This is a genomic window from Bradyrhizobium sp. AZCC 1693 (genome assembly GCF_036924745.1).
GTDB lineage: Bacteria > Pseudomonadota > Alphaproteobacteria > Rhizobiales > Xanthobacteraceae > Bradyrhizobium.
In genome coordinates this window covers 6,976,311-6,995,935 of sequence record NZ_JAZHSD010000001.1, presented here as the reverse complement: position 1 = coordinate 6,995,935, position 19,625 = coordinate 6,976,311, and the positions used below count along the sequence as shown (strand labels likewise).

Annotated in this window: 22 protein-coding genes; 14 read left to right on the top strand and 8 right to left on the bottom strand. The window is 59.4% G+C overall.

The window, feature by feature from the left end; translation table 11 throughout:
* Window positions 1–85 precede the first annotated feature (85 nt).
* Both V1293_RS33225 and V1293_RS33220 read left to right on the top strand, forming a co-directional pair.
* The gene (locus V1293_RS33225) at window positions 86–1,000 is read left to right on the top strand and encodes a hypothetical protein (protein WP_334515666.1); all 915 of its coding nucleotides are present in this window, start codon (window positions 86–88) and stop codon (window positions 998–1,000) included.
* A 233-nt stretch (window positions 1,001–1,233) separates the two neighbouring features.
* A complete protein-coding gene (locus V1293_RS33220; protein ID WP_334515665.1) occupies window positions 1,234–1,794 on the top strand; it encodes a sugar O-acetyltransferase in 561 nt (186 codons plus the stop codon).
* 99 nt (window positions 1,795–1,893) lie between these two features.
* Here V1293_RS33220 and V1293_RS33215 read toward each other — a convergent pair whose 3' ends face one another.
* Both V1293_RS33215 and gspD read right to left on the bottom strand, forming a co-directional pair.
* The gene (locus V1293_RS33215; RefSeq protein WP_334515664.1) at window positions 1,894–2,340 is read right to left on the bottom strand and encodes a hypothetical protein; all 447 of its coding nucleotides are present in this window, start codon (window positions 2,338–2,340) and stop codon (window positions 1,894–1,896) included.
* Window positions 2,337–4,514 (bottom strand): type II secretion system secretin GspD, encoded by a 2,178-nt coding sequence (gene gspD / locus V1293_RS33210; protein WP_334517019.1) that lies wholly within the window; start codon window positions 4,512–4,514, stop codon window positions 2,337–2,339. Before gspD ends, V1293_RS33215 begins: the two co-directional genes overlap by 4 nt.
* Before the next feature lie 418 nt (window positions 4,515–4,932).
* On the opposite strand from gspD, the gene V1293_RS33205 reads away from it, so the two are divergent.
* Window positions 4,933–5,097, top strand: coding sequence for a hypothetical protein (locus tag V1293_RS33205; protein ID WP_334515663.1), 165 nt, complete (start codon window positions 4,933–4,935; stop codon window positions 5,095–5,097).
* Window positions 5,098–5,114: 17 nt separating this feature from the next.
* Here V1293_RS33205 and V1293_RS33200 read toward each other — a convergent pair whose 3' ends face one another.
* Complete coding sequence (locus V1293_RS33200) at window positions 5,115–5,315, bottom strand: hypothetical protein (protein ID WP_334515662.1); 201 nt, start codon at window positions 5,313–5,315, stop codon at window positions 5,115–5,117.
* A gap of 511 nt (window positions 5,316–5,826) precedes the next feature.
* Between V1293_RS33200 and rfbF the strand changes: the two genes are divergently transcribed.
* Genes rfbF through V1293_RS33180 form a run of 4 tightly spaced genes read left to right on the top strand, consistent with a single transcriptional unit; the run spans window position 5,827 to window position 9,163 of the window.
* Complete coding sequence (rfbF, locus tag V1293_RS33195; protein WP_334515661.1) at window positions 5,827–6,597, top strand: glucose-1-phosphate cytidylyltransferase; 771 nt, start codon at window positions 5,827–5,829, stop codon at window positions 6,595–6,597.
* A gap of 14 nt (window positions 6,598–6,611) precedes the next feature.
* Window positions 6,612–7,655 carry an NAD-dependent epimerase/dehydratase family protein gene (locus V1293_RS33190; RefSeq protein ID WP_334515660.1) on the top strand — a complete coding sequence of 348 codons (1,044 nt, stop codon included), beginning with the start codon at window positions 6,612–6,614 and terminating at the stop codon, window positions 7,653–7,655.
* A gap of 18 nt (window positions 7,656–7,673) precedes the next feature.
* Window positions 7,674–8,240, top strand: a complete 567-nt coding sequence (rfbC, locus tag V1293_RS33185) for a dTDP-4-dehydrorhamnose 3,5-epimerase (protein ID WP_334515658.1) — start codon at window positions 7,674–7,676, stop codon at window positions 8,238–8,240.
* A complete protein-coding gene (locus tag V1293_RS33180; protein WP_334515655.1) occupies window positions 8,237–9,163 on the top strand; it encodes an NAD-dependent epimerase/dehydratase family protein in 927 nt (308 codons plus the stop codon). Before rfbC ends, V1293_RS33180 begins: the two co-directional genes overlap by 4 nt.
* A gap of 46 nt (window positions 9,164–9,209) precedes the next feature.
* Here V1293_RS33180 and V1293_RS33175 read toward each other — a convergent pair whose 3' ends face one another.
* The 3 genes from V1293_RS33175 to V1293_RS33165 all read right to left on the bottom strand — a co-directional run bounded on the left by V1293_RS33175 (window position 9,210) and on the right by V1293_RS33165 (window position 11,624).
* Window positions 9,210–9,458, bottom strand: coding sequence for a hypothetical protein (locus V1293_RS33175; protein WP_334515653.1), 249 nt, complete (start codon window positions 9,456–9,458; stop codon window positions 9,210–9,212).
* Between the two features lie 34 nt (window positions 9,459–9,492).
* Complete coding sequence (locus V1293_RS33170; protein ID WP_334517017.1) at window positions 9,493–9,870, bottom strand: H-NS histone family protein; 378 nt, start codon at window positions 9,868–9,870, stop codon at window positions 9,493–9,495.
* 290 nt (window positions 9,871–10,160) lie between these two features.
* Complete coding sequence (locus V1293_RS33165) at window positions 10,161–11,624, bottom strand: undecaprenyl-phosphate glucose phosphotransferase (protein WP_334515651.1); 1,464 nt, start codon at window positions 11,622–11,624, stop codon at window positions 10,161–10,163.
* Between the two features lie 192 nt (window positions 11,625–11,816).
* Between V1293_RS33165 and V1293_RS33160 the strand changes: the two genes are divergently transcribed.
* Window positions 11,817–12,080, top strand: a complete 264-nt coding sequence (locus V1293_RS33160; RefSeq protein ID WP_334515649.1) for a hypothetical protein — start codon at window positions 11,817–11,819, stop codon at window positions 12,078–12,080.
* 54 nt (window positions 12,081–12,134) lie between these two features.
* Here V1293_RS33160 and V1293_RS33155 read toward each other — a convergent pair whose 3' ends face one another.
* A complete protein-coding gene (locus V1293_RS33155) occupies window positions 12,135–12,482 on the bottom strand; it encodes a hypothetical protein (protein ID WP_334515647.1) in 348 nt (115 codons plus the stop codon).
* A gap of 261 nt (window positions 12,483–12,743) precedes the next feature.
* Here V1293_RS33155 and V1293_RS33150 point away from each other — a divergent pair, with 261 nt between their 5' ends.
* The 6 genes from V1293_RS33150 (at window position 12,744) to V1293_RS33125 (ending at window position 19,260) form a co-directional block, all read left to right on the top strand.
* Complete coding sequence (locus V1293_RS33150; RefSeq protein WP_334515645.1) at window positions 12,744–13,151, top strand: hypothetical protein; 408 nt, start codon at window positions 12,744–12,746, stop codon at window positions 13,149–13,151.
* A 139-nt stretch (window positions 13,152–13,290) separates the two neighbouring features.
* Window positions 13,291–14,307, top strand: coding sequence for a hypothetical protein (locus V1293_RS33145; protein ID WP_334515642.1), 1,017 nt, complete (start codon window positions 13,291–13,293; stop codon window positions 14,305–14,307).
* 435 nt (window positions 14,308–14,742) lie between these two features.
* Complete coding sequence (locus V1293_RS33140) at window positions 14,743–15,447, top strand: PEPxxWA-CTERM sorting domain-containing protein (RefSeq protein ID WP_334515640.1); 705 nt, start codon at window positions 14,743–14,745, stop codon at window positions 15,445–15,447.
* A 198-nt stretch (window positions 15,448–15,645) separates the two neighbouring features.
* Complete coding sequence (locus V1293_RS33135) at window positions 15,646–15,855, top strand: hypothetical protein (protein ID WP_334515638.1); 210 nt, start codon at window positions 15,646–15,648, stop codon at window positions 15,853–15,855.
* Window positions 15,856–16,566: 711 nt separating this feature from the next.
* Window positions 16,567–17,754 (top strand): non-hydrolyzing UDP-N-acetylglucosamine 2-epimerase, encoded by a 1,188-nt coding sequence (gene wecB / locus V1293_RS33130; RefSeq protein ID WP_334515636.1) that lies wholly within the window; start codon window positions 16,567–16,569, stop codon window positions 17,752–17,754.
* A gap of 3 nt (window positions 17,755–17,757) precedes the next feature.
* The gene (locus V1293_RS33125) at window positions 17,758–19,260 is read left to right on the top strand and encodes a glycosyl transferase family protein (protein WP_334515634.1); all 1,503 of its coding nucleotides are present in this window, start codon (window positions 17,758–17,760) and stop codon (window positions 19,258–19,260) included.
* On the opposite strand, the gene V1293_RS33120 is transcribed toward V1293_RS33125, so the two are convergent.
* Window positions 19,261–19,566 carry a hypothetical protein gene (locus V1293_RS33120; RefSeq protein WP_334515633.1) on the bottom strand — a complete coding sequence of 102 codons (306 nt, stop codon included), beginning with the start codon at window positions 19,564–19,566 and terminating at the stop codon, window positions 19,261–19,263.
* Window positions 19,567–19,625 lie beyond the last annotated feature (59 nt).

Sequence of the window (19,625 nt, the reverse complement as noted above, 5' to 3'; positions counted from 1 at the left end):
TGACGCTTTGTTTGCCATTCCTGCGTAAATATCGGCTGATGACGCGAGGTCAGGCCCCTTCGCCGTCCCAGCAAGGCTTCCCGACGTGGCAAACCGGCCAAAGGCTCGAACGAACCGATTTGCCGTCCCCGACTGGCCGGAATGCCTTTCCCTGCTCCATTCCAGGACCAGGCAATCGGGCTTCGCGCTGGTGGCCGTGATCTGGACTTTGGGCCTGATTACGCTGCTTGGAATGGCGGTCATCATCGGCGCGCGTTACCGCACCAAGACATCGTCGAACTACGCCTCGGTGGCCGCAGCCGAGATGGCGGCAGAGAGCGCCGTCAACCTGGCGATTGCCACGGCACTGACTGCTGGGCCCGAACAAGCCGTTAATTTTCCGTTACGGTGCCGATTGCCCGGCGGCGAACGCGCCACGATCACGGTCGAGGAAGAGACTGGAAAGATCGACCTGAACACGGCGAGCCCGGCCGCCTTGACGCGCCTCTTCGCCGCGCTCACGGGCGATCAGTCGCAAGGCACCCGCATCGCCGCGCAGATCATCGAATTCCGCAAACCCAGGACGCAGAGCCCACCAGCCGCAGGGCCGGCTGAGGCACGCTTCACGACCGTGACGCAACTGGACCAGCTCGACGGCATATCGCCCCGGTTGTTTCGGACAGCGCTTCGCTATGTCACGGTTCGCTCCGGGCGGCCGGAGCCGGACATGGAAGCCGCCTCTCCCGCCATGCTCAGGCTGCTCAATGTCGCGCCGAAGCAGACGAACGCCAAGCGAGGCCTGCCCTTGGGCGGCAGCATGACCATCCGCGCGGATATCAGCGCCTCGGACGGCACGCGCTTCATCCGCGAGGCGCTGGTCTCGCTGGAGGGCGGCAACGGGCGTCCTTTCGTGATCCGGGAATGGCGGCGCGGGGATATCGATTCATCAAGCTCGCGGCAGGAACGCCCCCAAGGCGCTGCGCGCGCGTGCCTGCGCGTTCGCGACGCGGCGGCAAGCTGACCTTCCGCATTGACGATAAAGCTGCAACTAGTACCTCCGCACAAAGGTTTTGACTGGTTGCCCGAGCTAATTATCGAGGCTCCTCATTCCACCATCGCCGTGTCCGGTGCTCTCGGAGTGACCGCATGGGGGTGGATTCCGGCCCTTCTGCTTTGTGGCTACACTCAGCGAATCTCGGTGCCGCCCTCGTGCGCCGAAACGCACGCTCAACTGTAGCCCGAGGAAAATAGCGAATGCCAAATAAAGATCGTACCAAGATAATTTACAGCAGGACGCCGGAATCCGCGGCCATGTTGGCAAACGTCAAACGAGCGATGGCGATCACCGCCACACTTAATCGTTTGACGTTCAACGACGCGGACGAAATTCGGGCTTTGTTCAGCGAACTTATCGGTAAAAAGATAGACGAGAGCTTTTTACTGATCCCTCCATTTTATACTGCCGGTGGGGATGAAATCCGCGTCGGGCGCAATGTCTTCGTAAATCAGAACTGCACTTTCTATGACCTTGGCGGCCTCGACATCGCGGACAATGTGATGATCGGGCCGAACGTGAGCATCATCACGACGGGCCATCCCCTTGAACCTTCGCAGCGACGCGCCGCCACAATCGGAAGGCCCATCGTGATTGAGAAAAGCGTGTGGATCGCAGCCGGCGCGACCATCATCGGTGGCGTAACAGTAGGCGAGAACTCGGTCGTCGCGGCGGGTTCGGTAGTCACCAAGGACGTTCCCCCGAATACTCTTGTCGGAGGAAATCCGGCGCGGGTCATTCGTTCGATTGGCGACGACTGAAGGAACACCCGCAAGGGGTCGGAACCAGCGTTGGCGGGCAGCAGGTTATAGGCAAGCCTACGCACCAAACCAAGCCGGTAAAACCTTTGTGCGGAGGTACTAGCCTTTTGAATTGAGCACGACCGGCGGCGGCAGAGGTGGTGGCGGCGGAGGCGGCGGACGGACCGAGCCTTCGAGCTTCAAACGCTCCTCGACAACGGCCGGACCCGGCTCAAACACGGTGCAGCCCTTGTAGCGCTGCAGATCCGCCAGTGCATCGAGCCGCCTGCGTTCATCGATGAGCTGCTTGGGCGCATCCAGCGGGTATCGTTCGTAGCCGTAGCCCGCCAGCGGTCCCACTGCCAGCCAATATTCCAGCCGGGCGGCGCGCCGCGCCGCGTAACGGAAGGAGGCGGCGATGCCGTTGCAGCTCATCGATTCATCGACCGGCAAGACGGCATAGGGTGGCGGCGGTTCGATCGGAGCGGCATAGGTCACGCAGCCCGCCAGCGAGCAGGCCATGCTCGACAACAGCCAGAAACTTCTTATGGCCGCTCGGCTCTTCACTGTGAAATTATCCGCTGCATGGTGTTGGCCGGCGTGCGCTCGCGCGACGTCGTGTGCGGCATGTAAACATGCATCTTGCGCCGGTATTCTTCCGTCACGAGGCGGCTTTCCGTGCCGTCGCGGACGACCTTGGGCGTGATCAGGATGACGAGCTCGGTCTTCTGGACCTGGTCGCCCCGGTTCGAGAACGCAGCGCCAAGCCCCGGTATGTCGCCGAGCAGCGGGATCTGGTTGCTGGTCTTGTTGGCCTGCTCCTGGATCATGCCGCCGAGCGCCAAAACCTCGCCGTCGTTGACGACGACGGTAGTCTTCACGCGGCGCTGCTGGATGGTGGGCGAGTCGATTCCTGACGAGGTGGTTTTCACCACGGCGCTGACTTCCTGCTCGATCTCGAGCTGCACCCTGCCGCTTTCATTGATGCGCGGCGTCACCGAAAGGATCACGCCGGTGTCCTGCATGGTGATCGAATTGACGATCGCCGTTTGCGCCGTCACGGTGCTGGTCGCGGTCTGCGTGGTGATCGGCACCTGATCGCCGATCTGCAACCTGGCCGTCTTGTTGTCTAGAACCATCAGCGAAGGTGTCGAAATGACATTCACGCGTGTGATCGCGTTCAATGCGCTGAGCGTCGCCGCGATGCTGGCTGCGTTGACGGCATAATTGAACCCGGGAAAGACGGATGCGACGCCGCCGGTCAGGGCGTTGGAGAATGACGCGGTCGGCGTGCCCTTCTTCGAAAGCTGCCATTGCACGCCATATTGCAGCTTGTCGTTAAGCGTCACCTCCGCGATGACAGCTTCAATCAGGACCTGGCTGGCGACCACATCAAGTCCCTGAACGACGCGAAGCACGCGCTGGTAGTCCCGCTCATTGGCCATGACGAGGAGCGAATTTTTTGTCTCGTCGGCGACGATCTTGAGCGGCGGTTCATCGCCCACCCTGCTGGAGGACGGAGACGAAGATGGCTCCATGGCATCTGGCGCCAAGGCTTCCGGCTCATTGTTCAGTGCGCGTTGCAGACTTTGCAGATCGTTACCGGGGCTGACACCGCCGCGAAGCCCGGTTGCGCCTCCCTGATCGATATCCGACGTCGCGCCGCCCAGTCCGGGCGATTTTGTCGAGCTTCCGGAAAAGCTCGCTTGCCTCGATCGTGGCGAAACGCTGCGCGTCGGCTGCTTCACCACTTTCATTTCATTCGCGAACATCGACTGCAGCACGCTGGCGAGCTCCGCCACCGGCCGGTTCTGCACCTGATAGACATGAAGCTGCCGCTCGGAGCCGGCCGCCTTGGCATCCAGCCGTCTGATCCAGGTCTGCGCTTTGGGCAAATAGCTCGGCTGCGAGGTCACAACCAGAATGGCGCCAAGCCGCGTATTTGCGATGAACCGCACGCGCCCCTTCAGCGGCCCCTCTTTCTCGGCCGCGAATATCGCCTTCAGTTCGTCGACCATTTTTTCCGGCTGGGGCGTTTTCACCGGAACGACGGCAAACGACATGCCTTTCATGACATCGACATCGAACACCGAAATCGAGTCGAGCATGCTTTCGATTTCCGCCGGAGAGCCCTTGAGCGCGAGAATGTTGCGCGCATCGTCGGCCTGCACGATGGCGCCTTTCGGCACCATCGGCTCGAGCACGCGGGCGACTTCGGTGGCGGATACGTATTTCAGGGAAACGACGCGAACGCCGTTGCCCGCGATGGCGCTCTCGGCCGGACCATTGCCGGTCGCGATCACACCCGTGGCTGCCTGGTCGGCCGGCGCAATCCGGTAGGTGCCGCGGCTTTGCACGAGCACCGCGCCGATCGGCACCAGCGCCGTCTGAAACATCTCCATTGCCTCGGCCTTGCTGACCGGACGCGTCGTTTGCACGGAAATGACGCCGTCGACGCGAGGGTCGACGACGTAGTTCACGCCGATCATGTCGCCGAGAACGGTCTTGGCGGCCTGCTGAAGCGGAACGCTCGCCAGATTGAGAACCACGTTCCCGTCTGCGCCGGCGGTCTTCCGCCCCGAATTCGTCCCCCCGATCATGCTGCCACTGCCGCCGTCCATGACGGCAACGGCCTGCGATGAGGGCGACGGAAGCGGCACGGCGCCCGCAGGGCCGCCGTCATACGCATAGGTTTGATCGAGCGAAACCGGCTGTCCCGAAGCCAATCTGGGCTGTGACACCGTGGTCAAGGGCGTCGCGACGGGGGTGCTGCAGCCCGATACAACGAGTATGGCCGCCCAACAGGCGGCTAACCTCGTCGCAAGGCTACGAGAAGGCAACAAAGGCAAAACCCCCAACGGCTTCGCGCCGTGGACGATTTTTGGCGCGTAAATATTTGGTAAAACATCATAGTTAATCGACAGTAAATCGGCCGGGCGCCGCGGGAGGCGCGGAGCCGGAAATCCGCCGGGAAAAACTCGCGGTGAGGATAACCAAGAGATTATAGGCCCGTTTCGGACCGATAAATCCAAACCAGACTCGAGCGGATGAGCCTCGTCGCTGATCTGGCCGGAACGCGCTTCGGCTGGCTGGGCCGGGACAGACCTGCTATATTTAATTCAGGCTCTTTGCTTCCGCCCCGAATGTCAGGATGACGGTATGAATCTTGTCGCAGCTCCCGTGAGCGAAACCTTCCCGATCGTTGGAACGTGCATCAACTGCACCGCTCCGGCGAGTCTGCTGGCGACGCTGACGGTCATCGTCATCAGCGTTGCACTGGCATTGCGCTCCGAACGCCGCAACGGCGTGTGCGGCGAGACATAAGCGACGCATTAAATCGGTCAGGCGAGGTCGTCGGGCTCGTATTCGACGAACTTTTTGTAGATCCAGCACCTGCCATCGTGCCGGCGCCATACCTTGCCCCACAACAGCCGCCCAGTGATCGAGCGCCGCGGCACCATGACCGTCCAGAGGTGCCAAGTGTCCGCCCACGTCCGCTCGGGACTGAACGACGGGATTTGAAACAGGTTGTATCGGCTCATCGGACAGAACTCCGGCCTTGAAGACAAATCGCGCTGAAATAAATGGTGGCGCGTTCAGACCTCGATGTTGTCTGGGACGAAGGGAAGCCACCTTGGCCGTAACGCATTCGAGTTTGCGGCGGAGCTCGCACACTTCGCGATATTTTTGCGCGAGATCTTCGGGCCGGGGGTGCGATTTACGCTTGGTGACAACCTTCCGATGCGGGTGATTTCGCTTCATGCTTCATCATAGCTTCGCGTGTGAACGGCTCAATCAAAGCCGTGGATTAAGCTAACCCATCAACCTTACCTAGCCGCATTCAATCTCGGCCGCATTCAATCTCAACGTGCGCACGCAATGAACCATTGCTGGACTTCGCGCATCGTTCCCCGCGAGGAACCCGCAAATTGACGGGCGAAATCAAATAAACCATTCTGTCACGAAATGACGGCACGGCCTCGCGTGACTGCGCCATTTCATGTAGTGAATACCGCTAAACCTATTAATCTCAACGTATTGAGTGGCAAATTAATGCGCGCAGTATTGCTGGCGGGTGGCCTGGGAACTCGGTTTGCCGAGGAAACCGATATTCGTCCCAAGCCGATGATCGAAATCGGCGGCAAGCCGATTTTGTGGCACATCATGAAGATCTACAGCAGCCACGGCATCAACGACTTCATCATTTGCCTTGGCTACAAGGGCTACGTGATCAAGGAATACTTCTCCAACTACTTCTTGCACCAGTCGAACGTCACTTTCGACCTTCGTGAAAACAGGATGGAGGTGCTGCAGAAGCATGCCGAGCCGTGGCGGGTGACGCTGATCGACACCGGCGAAGAAACCATGATCGGCGGGCGCATCAAGCGAATCCTGCCCTATATCGGCGATGACGACGCCTTCTGCCTGACCTACGGCGACGGCGTGGCCGATATCGACATCACCGAAAGCATCGCGTTCCATCGCCGCGAGGGGCGTCTGGCGACCGTGACCGGCACGCAGCCGCCCGGCCGCTTCGGCGCCATCAACCATCAGGGCAGCCGCGTTACCGGCTTCCAGGAAAAGCCGCGCGGCGACGGCAACTGGATCAATGGCGGCTTCTTCGTGCTTTCACCCAAGGTCGGCGATTACATCGAAGGCGACGCGACCGTCTGGGAAAAGGAACCGATGACGAATCTCGCGGAGGCCGGCCAGCTCAGCGTGTTCCTCCACGACGGCTTCTGGCACCCGATGGATACGTTGCGCGACAAGCGATATCTGGAAGATCTTTGGTCAAGCAATAAGGCTCCCTGGAAAAAATGGTAAAGAAGAAAGATTCCATGCGTATTCTTATTACCGGTTCGATGGGCTATGTCGGCCCGATCCTCACGCGTCACCTCCGGCAGAAATTTCCGGACGCCGAATTGATCGGCTTCGATACTGCATTCTTTGCCCACAATCTTACCGGAGCGACCAGGCTCCCTGAATCGCTGCTGGATCGCGCGCATTTCGGCGATATCAGAAACTTTCCGCCGGAACTGCTCGATGGCGTCGATGTCGTCGTCCATCTGGCGGCGATTTCCAACGACCCGATGGGGAAGGAATTCGAAGGCGTCACCGAAGCGATCAACGAAAAGGCCAGCGTTGCGCTTGCGCAGATGGCGGAGCAGCGCGGCGTCGGCCGCTTCGTATTCGCGTCGAGTTGCAGCATTTACGGCGCCGCTGAAGGCCGCCCCAAACGCGAGAGCGACCAGCTCAATCCCCTCACCGCCTATGCACGGTCCAAGGTCGCGATGGAAAACGCGCTTCGCGCGAGCAACGCGGGCGAAATGACGGTCACGTGCCTGAGGTTTGCGACCGCTTGCGGCATGTCGGATCGCCTGCGGCTCGATCTGGTCTTGAACGACTTTGTCGCGAGCGCGCTGGCCACGGGCGAGATTACCGTGCTCAGCGACGGGACGCCGTGGCGACCGTTGATCGACGTGGCCGATATGGCGCGGGCAATTGAATGGGCCATCGGACGCGATGCCGACCGAGGCGGGCGGGTCCTTGTGGTCAATGCCGGCAGCAACACGGGAAATTATCAGGTCCGCGATCTGGCCCAGGTTGTAGCCGCTGAACTGCCCGGCACCCAAGTGAGCATCAACACGGCGGCGCCGCCGGACCTGCGCTCCTATCAGGTTGATTTCTCGCTTTTTGCCGAACTGGCGCCTGCGCATCTCCCGGCGGTCCCGCTCGCTCAGTCGGTGCGAAACCTCTCAGCCGGACTGAACGGAATGGGATTCTCGGACAAGGAATTTCGCACATCCTCCCTGATGCGATTGAAGACGCTCAAGGACCACATTGCGGTAGGTCGGCTGTCGGCCGATCTCCGCTGGCAGTAATCCTGAAAGGCTTACATCGTGAAGTTTCATCCAACGCCGCTTCATGGCGCCTACACGATCGAACTCGAAAGGCGCGGTGACGACCGGGGTTTTTTCGCACGCTTTTTTTGTCAGAAAGAGTTCGAAGCGGCTGGCGTGCCGATGTCGATCGTTCAGATCAACAACTCCCTGAGTGCGAAAGCCGGCACCCTGCGCGGGATGCATTATCAACTGGCCCCGGCCGCCGAAATCAAGGTGGTGCGCTGCATCCGCGGCGCCCTCTATGACGCCATCGTCGACCTGCGACCGGACTCCCCGACCTTCGGAAAATGGTTTGGCGTCGAACTCACCGCAGAAAACCGAACGATGATTTTCGTTCCGCAGGGTTTTGCGCATGGCATCATGACGCTCACCGACGATACCGAAGCGTTCTATCTGGTGAATGCATTCTACGCTCCCGAGCAGGAGCGCGGCTTGCGCTTCGACGATCCGCGATTTGGCATCGAGTGGCCGCGGGCTCCCGTCGAAGTTTCGCCCAAGGACCAAAGCTGGCCGGACTTCGACCCTGTGTTCCACGGCATCGAATCCTTGCGAGGCCTGACGTGAGAATCCTTCTGACCGGCGGCAGTTCGTTTACCGGTCTTTGGTTTGCGCGCAGCCTTGCCGCGAGAGGCCATACTGTCGTTGCCCCCCTCAGGGGCAGCGATTATTCGGGCTTGCGCGGCAGCCGCGTGGCCGAGCTTCGCCGTGTCGCCGAAGTCATCGAGGATTGCCCGTTTGGCTCGACCCGCTTTCTCGATCTCGCCGGGACGGGCTCATGGGATCTGTTGTGCCAGCATGCGGCCCAAACCGGCGATTACCGCAATCCGGACTTCGACGTCATTGGCGCCGTCGCCGACAATACGAAGAATGTCGTCGCAGTCCTGAAGAAGATGACAGCCCGCGGCCCGGCAGGCGTCGTGCTCACCGGCTCGGTATTCGAACAGGATGAAGGTGCAGGCGACGCGCCGCTCAGGGCTTTTTCACCCTACGGCCTGTCGAAAGGCCTCACCTGGCAATACTATCGCTTCCTGAGCGAGACCCTGCATTTCAATCTCGGGAAGTTGGTGATCGCGAACCCCATTGGGCCGTTCGAGGAGCCGCGGTTTTGCAGCTATTTGATACGTACCTGGTTCAAGGGCGAAGTTCCGGCAGTACGGACACCTCTGTACGTGCGGGACAACATTCATGTTGATTTGCTGGCGAAAGCCTATGCGACCTTTGCTGAGAGCGTACCATTGCATCAGGGCATAACGAAGCTCCGTCCGAGTTTCTATGTCGAGAGCCAGGGCGCGTTTGCACAACGCTTCGCCGCTGAAATGTCATCCCGCCTTGGGGTTGCCTGCCCCGTCACGTTGCTGCAGCAGGAGGACTTCACCGAACCGATGGTCCGGATCAACACCGACCGGATTGACGGGGTGGGATTGGGCTGGAGCGAAACATCGGCCTGGGACGCCGAAGCTGAATTCTATAAGCAGACTGCAAAATAACTATCGAAGCTGCGCCTCCACGACCACATGGGGCCGTGACCGAACTCTATCTGCTGCTGCTCCGGCAGCTTTCCCTGCACGTTTGGGCCTGACTGTCACATGCGCTCTGGCAGGGTGCGCCAAGCGTGGTTGGGCATACGCGTTTGCAGGCATCGTTCTGGCTGGCGCAGTTGGCAAAGCAGGCGTCGCTGGCGGCATCGGCCAGGCGCCATTTGCCGATCGAGACGTTGCCTTGACCTGCGGCAGCGGCTTCAATCAGCAGCAGGGACAACGCTGCACAGAGCGCGAGCTTCATGGAGACCTCCGATTACACGGCCTTTGCGGCTCGCCTATGCGCGGCGGCGGCGAGAACCTTCACCGCCGGTATCCGGCTTGCCAATCACGAATTCCTCGATCTTGTGACCGGTCTTGAGTGCGGCCGTAAGCCAGCGAGGCTGCTTGCCGCGACCCGACCAGGTTTCGGAAGGCTCATCGGGATTTCGATATTTTGGAAATACGCGCGGATATTTCCGGCGCTCGCGAGGCGCACCCCGGACATCCGCGGATTCCGATTGGCGCATTTCCTTCTCGCGCCGAAGTTGCGCCAACCGCTTCTCGAGCTCACGCTTTTCCGACGTCAATCGAACCGACAAGACCTGACTGAGCTCCTCATGGAGCTGCCATAACTCGTCTACAGACATTACATCGAAATTTGGCTTCTTGTTCATCCCGCCTGTGACCATCACGATTCGCAACAAACTATAAGTCCAGCGGCGAGCCTTTCCAGCAAAATTGTAGATTTGGCAACAAATCTCCGCAAAACGCGGGTTTGCCGAGCATTAATCCTAAGTGGTTCAAATATCTATCAAATCATGATCGGCGCGGAATCGTTCCGGAGGCTCGCTCGAGATTGCGCGGGTGCACAGGTGTCAATGCACAGCAAATGGCAAGGTTCCCCACACCCACGGGTTGAGAGAAGCCGGCATTTGGCAGATCACGAGCGTCGCGTTCGGCTGGATCAGTAAGCGTTGCGCTTACGCAGCACCTCGAAAAAGGTCTTGATCAGTATCTGGATGTCCAGCCACAGGCTCCAGTTGTTGATGTACCAGAGGTCGAGTTTGACGCGTTCGGAGATATGCTCGATCGTGGGTGTACCGCCGCGCGCTCCGTTGCATTGCGCCCAACCGGTCATGCCGGGCTTGACGTGATGCCGGAACGCATACTCGCTCAGCACCGTCTCGAAATAGTTGTCGTGAGCCAGCGCATGCGGACGCGGACCGATCAGGGACATCTCTCCCCTGACGACATTCAACAGCTGAGGCAATTCATCGATACTTGCCGATCGCAGCAGACGGCCAATGGACGTTACCCGCGGATCGTCGCGCGTAGCCTGCACGACAGCGGGCCCGTTTTCCTGGACGGTCATGGTGCGGAATTTGAACATCATGAACTGCTTGCCATTAAATCCCTTGCGGAACTGCCGGAAAATAACCGGCCCGGGACTGTCAAGCTTGATGGCGACAGCGGTAAGCGCCATGATCGGCAGAAAGAACACCAGCGCCAGGGATGCGATGACAATGTCCATCACGCGCTTGACGAAGCGTTCCGCGGCACTGAGCGGCGCGCGCTGAATTTCGATGGCCAAAACGCGCTGACGCGCCGACGACGCATAATTTGTCAACGTCCGAACCCGCATGTCGGGCAAGAGCCGCACTGCCACCGGAAGCGTCTTGACGTGCTCGCGGATGAACTCCAGCCGGGCTGCATCCTCCCACGGCATCGCAAGCAGGACTTCCCGGCAATTGTTCCGCCTGACGAAGTTTGCGGCTGAGTTGATGACGCTGACGTCGGTCGAGTCGCGCTTCGCGGGATCGTCTTCCGAACTGAGCGTGAAGCGGCTGACTTCGGAAGTACCGAAGAAAACCAGGAGATCCCGGGGCTCCAGCGCGGCGATCTCGTGGAAATCGCCGATCAGCACGATGTCCCGTCGGCCGATCAGGCCGCGCGAAACGGCAGCCGCCAGGGCCACCTTGGTACCCTTCCTGACGGCGAGAAGTCCCGCCGGCGCAGCAAAATAAAACACCACAAAGGCGCCACGCGAATAATCGACGCCGATCTTGAGCAGAAACGCAAAGAATGCGAGCAGCAACCCTGTCGTAAACCAGCAGATCAGTATTTCGCCGATCTCGACGCGCGGTTTGGCGCTGTCAGGAAAATCGTAATAACCGCTGCCGCTCATGCGCAGGATATGAATGAAGCTCGCCAACAAGCCGACGGCGCAATGCGGGAGAATGTTCGGCACGTCGTTGCCGACGGACAGCTGATAGCCGATGCCCCCCGCCACGCTGGACAGCAGGATCACGAAGGCATCTGCGGTCGATAACAGATAGGGGACTGCATTGCTGGAAAAACGAGCGGGAGAACCGCTAGCGGATTGGTCGAGCTGGCCTACCTTGTTGCCAATATCCGCTCCAATCGACATGAGAAAAATGCCCGCGCAGTATCACTGACACCACTGCCTGAATTATTGGCGAGAGACCATAAATCCGACAGACGTTCAAAGGCCTAAGTAACTCTTCGTTAATACCCGTGACCATACACTTGGCCGGGGTGCGACGCAACATTTAATCAGTTTGAATGCACCTTTTAACCGTATAATGGAGCGAGCTGACGAATGCTGCCCATCCTCGCCTGCGGTGCCGGCATCTATGTGGGCCTTCATTTTAATATTTTGGCGCTGCTGCCGCTCTCTGCATTGGGCGCCGGCGCGTACATGGTCTCGGCCTGGGCCAACGGTCAGGGCCTGCTCGACGGTTTGGCCGTCGTGGCCCTTCCGATCATTACCGTTCAGGTGGGCTATTTCCTGGGGCTAACGACCCGGCCGGCTTATTTGCATTTGCGGTCCCGGCTCAGTATTCGGCAGTCAGAGCGGGTATAATCCGGGAAGACGATTTAAACGCGGATTATCCGCAGTTTTCGCGGCGGGCGCCCCCTACCGCACCTTGTCGGCGAAATACCGGCTGAAGACTTCCTGAATGGCACCCAGACCGCCGAGTTGACGCTCGAGCTCCTGTGTGCGCTTTTCGCCGCTTGCCATTTGCTGCTCGTATTCCTTGATCCGGGCTGCATCCTTGGCGTCGCGCGTCAGATATTCATCGTAGTCGGTGCCTGTGGCAAAGGCGGCCTGATCGCGCGCCGCATCGACACGCGCACGCAGGGCGTCCCTCTCCTTCTGGATCGAGGCGACGGCGGCCTCAACGGCGGCCGAAATCGAGCCGAGCCGTTCGCTGTCGGTCTGAGCATCGCGCTCCGCGGAACGAACCTTGAAAGCTCGTGCCATATCGAGTCTCCTTGGCATACCGGTTTTCGCTGCACTGCCTGGCTGATCCGGCAGATCGGACTACCGTTGGGAAGGAAGTTTTGTACAGCCTATCGAACCGCTGCCCGATCAACAACGTTGCATTTTTTTGAAAAAACGAAAGGCTGGATTCCTGGATGATTCGGATTATCTGGAATATCAACGACGGTGCAAGCGTACAGGCTCGCCAAGCATAGCCCGAGGTGACGACCGGACAGAAGCAAGATGAGATTTCGAGACACCTTGAAATTTGCTCTTGAGCTGTTTGTGCCTGAAAAGCTCATGCACCCGGGCGGAAGTTCTGCGTCCGATCCGAAGGCTGAGGGTTCGCAGAATGCCGCGACAAGTCTCGATGCCGAGGAAGACGTACGGCACCGAAAGGCCCGCCGGATTATCGAGGAACTGGACTACAGCCAATTTGGCGGTCCCTCGTTCGGTCCACAAACGATCGAGTTGATGTCAAAGGCCCTGGAAGCTGCCGAGGCTTCCTTACCCGAACCGGTATCGGACCAGCAGCTTCGATTGATCGCAGCTACGATCTTGAAGGTGGCGGGCGACGGCGAGCGCGATCCGATCCGCCTGAAGGCCGCGGCGATGTCGGCCCTGGGGCCAGTCGTTGACGATGCGGACGAAAGGCCACCATCGGCCTGACCGCAAATACCGCCGACGTTACCGGCCCCTATATGCGCCTGATCGGACGGGGTGATTTGCCACTCAAGCGGATGGCAAGCTATAAGCTGATCGAGCGGCTGTCCGATCGTCTCGCCCGCTCTGCCTGGGGACAATCAAAGTGGTTCATCGCGAAGCTCCTAAATCGATCCTGGTTCACGTGCTGTTTGGACTGAGGAAACTGCTGGGCGTCGCAACGTTCGCCCTGATAATTGTTCTGGTAGGCCCGAAGCTGTTTGTCCTGTTCGACAATCCGAAGAACGCAACGGTCCCGGCCAAGCTGTTCGAAGCGCGCGAATACGTTCTCAGTAAATCCGTGCCGGTACTGCATCGATATGTACCGACCAACATTGCCGGCAGCGATCGCTCCGACTGGATCCTCATTGGCCTCGCCATTGTCGTCACTATTTTCTCAGGCGCAATCGCCCAACGCGCGCAGACCGCTTCGAACCGGCGGCTGCTGCGAAAGTCGGCCCAGGCATGGCGCCGCAAAGAGGGCGTGAAGCCGGGGTCCAAGCTCGACGCCGAACTGGAAACAACGCTGCGAATGGCGGAAAGCGGCAAGACCGTGAACCGTCAGGAGTTGTTGCGGGTGTTTGCCGAAACCAAGAAGAAGCTCGACACGTTCGGCCGTGAAGTGGCCTTCCTTGCTATCGACGTGGTCGGCTCGGCCGGGATGAAGGCCGGCGAAGACCATGCTTCAATTCAATATGACTTCGAGGAGTATCGAAAGCTCGTCGAGCGCATCTTTCGCGCCAGAGGCGTGTTGAAGACGGCATGGACGCCCGACGGCGTGATGGCATGCTTCGCCCATGTCGAGGACGCCTGCCAGTCGGGCAAGGACGTCATCAAGAGTCTCAAGGTGTTCAACCGCGAGGTGAAACTGTCCAAGGCGGATTTCGCCGTTCGCTGCGGCGTGAACGCGGGCCTGGTCTACTTCGACGATTCCACCCCTCTCGAGACGATCTCGGATCGCGTCATCGACGTCGCCGGGCATATGCAGAAGAATGCCGAGCCGAATACCGTGCTGGTAGCACGCAAGATCATCGAGCCGTTGCGTCAGCTTGAGGAATTTACCCACACCACGCAAGTCATCGATGGCTACGAAGCCAGCGTGTGGCGCGATACCGGCTCTTAAGCCACGCGCAGCTGCGTCCGCCCACCCCACATATTAGCGCCCGTCATGCGGCGTGTTTGCGAGCAGCGAGAAGGCCGCCCCGAATGCGGCCTTGAGCGTTGCCGTCGATCACGGTGATCCGACGGCCGCGCGGGCACCGTAGCGACTCCGCACCACAATTTAGCGGAAGGTCGCCTCTTAAAAAATGCGGACAGCTCGAAAGTGACAAGATCTTTGCGCGACGGGCGTGCTGCGCGGGCAGAGGACCTGCCTGCCTGAGGCATGGGCGATCAACACGGTAAACGTATCATTCCCGCGTCATAATACGACATTAGATAATATTGGAGCTGGCGAATTTAAATAAACCCTTGGGCCGGCCTTGGGACGCAGTCATCGACCGAGCCTGGCGGGAACATTCGGTGTTTCGGCGCTGGTTCTCAACGGGAGCATAATTAAATGGTTCGTACTATCGCTAAACTTTCTTGCGCTGTTCTTCTTGTTCTGTCCGCTGTGCCGGCCAAAGCTGTCGAAGTGATCACGAACGGCGACTTTCAATCGGGTCTGACGGGATGGACCTCGTACACCACCGCGAACGGAACGATCGCGGCCACTCCGAGCTTGCCAGGCGCTCAGCAGCCGCAGAACGCCTCGGTCGTTTCTTTCAACGTGACGGGCTCCGGCGCTTCGAACGCGTTGTTCCTGAACGCAGGCAAGATCAATCCGATCTATGGCTCCGCTCCCGGGGAAGGTGGTGGCGTCTCGCAGACGTTCACGACGACGGGTGGTCTGGCGACATTCTCGGCCGATATCGCGGCATTTACCCGTGTGAATGGTCTCACGGCGTTCGGATTGATGAGCGTTCTGCTGGATGGCGTCGTGCTGGACAGCTTTGACTTCGTCGGCCCTGGCACGTCGACGACACTGCGCAACACGCTGGACTTCACCACCAACCTTACGGCGGGCCAGCATACCATCCAGCTACAGGCCACGCGTATCTTCGCACCCGGTGGTGGCGTTACCTCGCAGTACTTCGACAACGTATCGCTCGACGTGCTGACGCCCGTTCCGGAACCCTCAACCTGGGCGATGCTGATCCTTGGCTTCGCTGGTGTAGGTTATTTAGCTTATCGCCGTCGCAACGGCGCAACGCTCGCGGCCTGATCAGCGCTTCCGATTGGATTGAAAGCCGCCGCAAGGCGGCTTTTTTGTACCGGGCGGACCGCTGCTGCGCAGCAAAGCAGGGTGATTTTATCGGGTAAGCTTCGAAAATCGCTGACGACTTTTTAATTGTCGCGCGTTGACCGTTACAATATTATCACATATATTTTAACTTTAATTGGTTAATTTGAGAGTTTTGCGGTGGCGGCCGTGGATTCAAAAATCAGTTCCGATTTGAGGCGATTGCGATACGCCCTTGAGGCGGTTTCGGCGGATTTGGATGCCATCGAACAACGGCCGCATCCTTCGCTTCGTTCGGCCGCAGCAAATCTCGAGGCAAATCGGAGCGACGGCCTCGAGACATTCGTCAATCACTTCGTTTTTGCGGTGAAGCGCGGCATCCTGCGGTAGACGAGCGACGGTCCCAAGCATTGAGCCTTCCATCGCCAAGGCGCGCGGCAAAAACCGCGGCACCAAGCAAGCCCATTTGCAAGCCCATTTGTATGGCATTTCACATGTCGGCAGCGGTTCCATTGTTACGTTGTGACCCAACCCAGCGATGGGATTGTGGTTCACTTCAGAACCCCTTGGTCGAGATCACATTTATGCCGGTCGACGTTGCGAAAGCCTATTTCGAGATTCTGCAGCTTCGCAGGGAGGTTCAAAAGGCGGAGCTCGCCTTAAGGATTTCCTCCGCACGTCCGTCAAGCCGTCCGCGCCACACCGGACGCACGAACGCCCCCGGCTCGCAGGCGATCAATCCACAAATGCCTCTTTTAAAACGAGGCGGGAGTTAACCGCCGGCAGTCGCATCATCCGCAGCGTCCCCTGCCCGGCTGGTCCCACCCCGCCCGTCAAAATCGATTCCGGCGTCCGAGCTGATGATCAAAACATTATACCGCCCGCATAAATACGGGCACACGCGCATTTACCATGCACCCAAATCTCTCCCGATTTCCACGGCAATCTCCGAAAAATCCATTTAAATCAATTGTCTAATTTAGGCTTGCGGGCTAAATTATCGGCGATTTCTAACCGTGCCGTCCGGGCAGGGACGATGGGACGGGAATTCGATTGCTATTTCGTGTCGTGGGGACGATGCGGTTATTTTGAAAGCAAGGCATGCATCACCCTCGCAGAGAGCATTTCAGCCACTCGACGCCTGTCCGAACCTTTGTCTTCGTAATTGGCACCCGTCCTGAAGTCATCAAGGTGGCCCCCATTATCCGCCGCCTGCGCGAAGCCGAATGGGCGACCGTCAAGGTCGTGACGTCCGGCCAGCAGAGCGATCTCCTCGACAGCACCCTTGCCGAATTCGACCTCCGCCCGGACCTCTCGATCCCGCATCGAAGCAAGTGTCACACGCCGGCAGTCCTCGCCAGCCTGCTGATTCGCCGCCTGGACAAATATTTCGGGGAGGTTCGGCCGGATTGCGTTCTGGCCCAGGGCGACACGACAACCGCCTATGCGTCGTCGATTGCGGCGTTCTACCGCAAGATCCCCTTCGTGCATGTGGAGGCCGGGCTGCGCACGCCAAGCCTTGACGCGCCGTTCCCCGAGGAATTTCACCGCCGTTCGATCGCCGTATCCACATCCCTTCATTGCGCGCCGACGTCGGCCGCAGCGCAGAATCTGGTGCGAGAGAACATTTCGCGGGAGAAGATCCTCGTTTCAGGAAACACGGTGATCGATTCATTGCTCGAAGTTGCGGCCTCGAAGCCGGCACTGCCCGCCGACTTTCCCAGGCTGCGGACCATCCTCCTCACGGCGCATCGGCGCGAGAATTTTGGCGCGCCGCTGCGGGACGCGTTCACTGCGATCAGGGCATTCGTCGACCTCACCCCCGACGTCGCGGTGTATTTTCCGGTTCATCCCAATCCAAATGCGCGCGAAACCGCAATCGAAATTCTTTCGGGACATCCCCGGATCAAGCTGGTCGATCCGCTGGGCTACCGCGACGTCGTCGCCGCGATACAGAATGCCTGGTGCGTGGTGACCGACAGCGGCGGCCTTCAGGAAGAGGCGCCAGCGCTCGGCAAGCCCGTTCTGGTGCTGCGCGACGTGACCGAACGGCCCGAGGCGGTGGCGTCCGGGGTTGTCGAGTTGATCGGGACTTCCCGCGGGGCGGTGTTCGGTGCCTTGTTCGAGCTGCACAAGAACAGCGCCAAATACGCCCGCATGGCCCGGCCGGTCTTTCCCTATGGCGATGGTCACGCCAGCAAGCGGATCGTCGAGGCTCTCTATCGGCAATTCGTCCTGCCGCCGCAAATGCGCTCCGCCGAAATCATTCAGCTTCACCAAGCATCGTAACTCATGACACAAGCTCCCTCCTTCATCTTTCAATATCTCTATGTCGTCGAGATCATGATGTTGATCGCCGGTGTGATCATCGCGATTTCCAGCATCGACGATCTCGCGGTCGACCTGATGTACTGGAGCAGCAGGTTGATGGGCACGGCGGATAGCAAGTCCAAGGAATTGCCGAGCGTAGAGATTCTCGAGCAACTGCCTGAGCGTCCCATCGCCATCATGGTGCCGTGCTGGAAGGAGCACGACGTCATTTTTTCGATGCTGTCATCGAATTCACGCCTCGTCCGATACGAGCACGCGCACTACTTCGTCGGCGTATACCTGAACGATCCCCTCACCCAGGCCGAGGTGCGCAAGGCGCAGGGGCTGTACAAGAACATCCATATGGTGCTGGTTCCGCACGATGGCCCGACAAGCAAGGCCGACTGCCTGAATCAGACGATCTCCGACATCTTCATGTTCGAGGCCGAGCAGAACATCAAGTTTGCGGGAATCGTGATGCACGATTCCGAGGACCTCATTCATCCGCTGGAGCTGAAGCTCTTCAACAAGCTGGTCGACATCTACGACTTCATTCAGTTGCCGGTCTACTCGTTCTCCCGGCCGATCACTTCAATGATCGCTGGCCTCTATATGGATGAGTTCGCCGAGATGCACACCAAGGACCTCGAGGTCCGGCAGCGGATCAGCGGCGTCATTCCCTGCGCCGGCGTCTCCGCATGCTTCAGCCGGGAGGCGATCCAGCACCTCAATGATCAAAACCACGGCGAGGCTTTCCGCACGTCATCGTTCACGGAAGACTATGACATCGCGTTTCGTGTCTCTGAGCTCGGGTTCAATTCCGCGTTTATCGCCTATCCGGCCAAATATGCGATCGACATCGATATCGACAGCGGCAACCCGGGCATTCTCCACCGCACCCTTCCGGTAGCGACCCGCGAGTTCTTTCCGTCAGGCCTCGAGGCCGCCTATCGCCAGCGCGCGCGCTGGCTGCTCGGCATCGTGTTCCAGGGCTCTCAAGAGCATGGCTGGAAAGGCTCTCTCGGTACCAAGTACTTTCTGGCGCGAGACAGAAAGGGCGTGATCACCAGCCCTGCGGTCATGCTCGCCTATTTTGCGCTCGCCAATCTGACCGTGTTCGAACTCTATCGGGCGGTTTTCGATCCCGAAAAGCAGTTTGTTTATACCCTGCTCAACCAAAACTGGGCGGTCTGGATGTTTTTCGCAAACTTCCTGTTTCTGGTCTGGCGCCTGTTCAACCGAATGACGTTCACAGGCATGATCTACAATTTGCGTCATGCCCTGATGGCCGCACCGAGGCTTGTCGTTGGCAATTTCGTCAACTTCTTCGCAACGTGGCGCGCCGTGCGGATCTACGTCGGCCACCGGATATCCGGCACCGCCCTCGTCTGGGACAAGACGTCCCACTCTTACCCGGTTCACATGGGCGACCTCACCCTGCCGCGAACGGCAGTGGCCGCCGATGGCGCAGGAGGAGCGGAATAGCTAGGCGGCCAGCAGAGGCTGGTCTTCGCGAAGCTGCCCTCGCGATGGGCTTGGACCGAGGATGAGGCGCGCGAACGAACGCGTGCCGAGGAACGCCGCGCAGATCACGATCGCGACGAGTTGCAGACTGGGGTAAAAAATAACCGCGCCGAGAACGAGCCAGCCTGCCGCGATCGCAAGGAAGTCGCCCAGCCTTGAGCTCCTGCTATGGGCGGGATCGAAGCCGCGATCGAGCGCATCCGCGATCGCATTGAAGCCGTCAATCGCATCTCTGCTTGTCGGGCCGGCCAGGTCACGTGAGAACATCAAACACCCCCAGGGAGCCTCTCGCGGGCTCTGGGGGAATTTGGCGGGAGGACTATTGC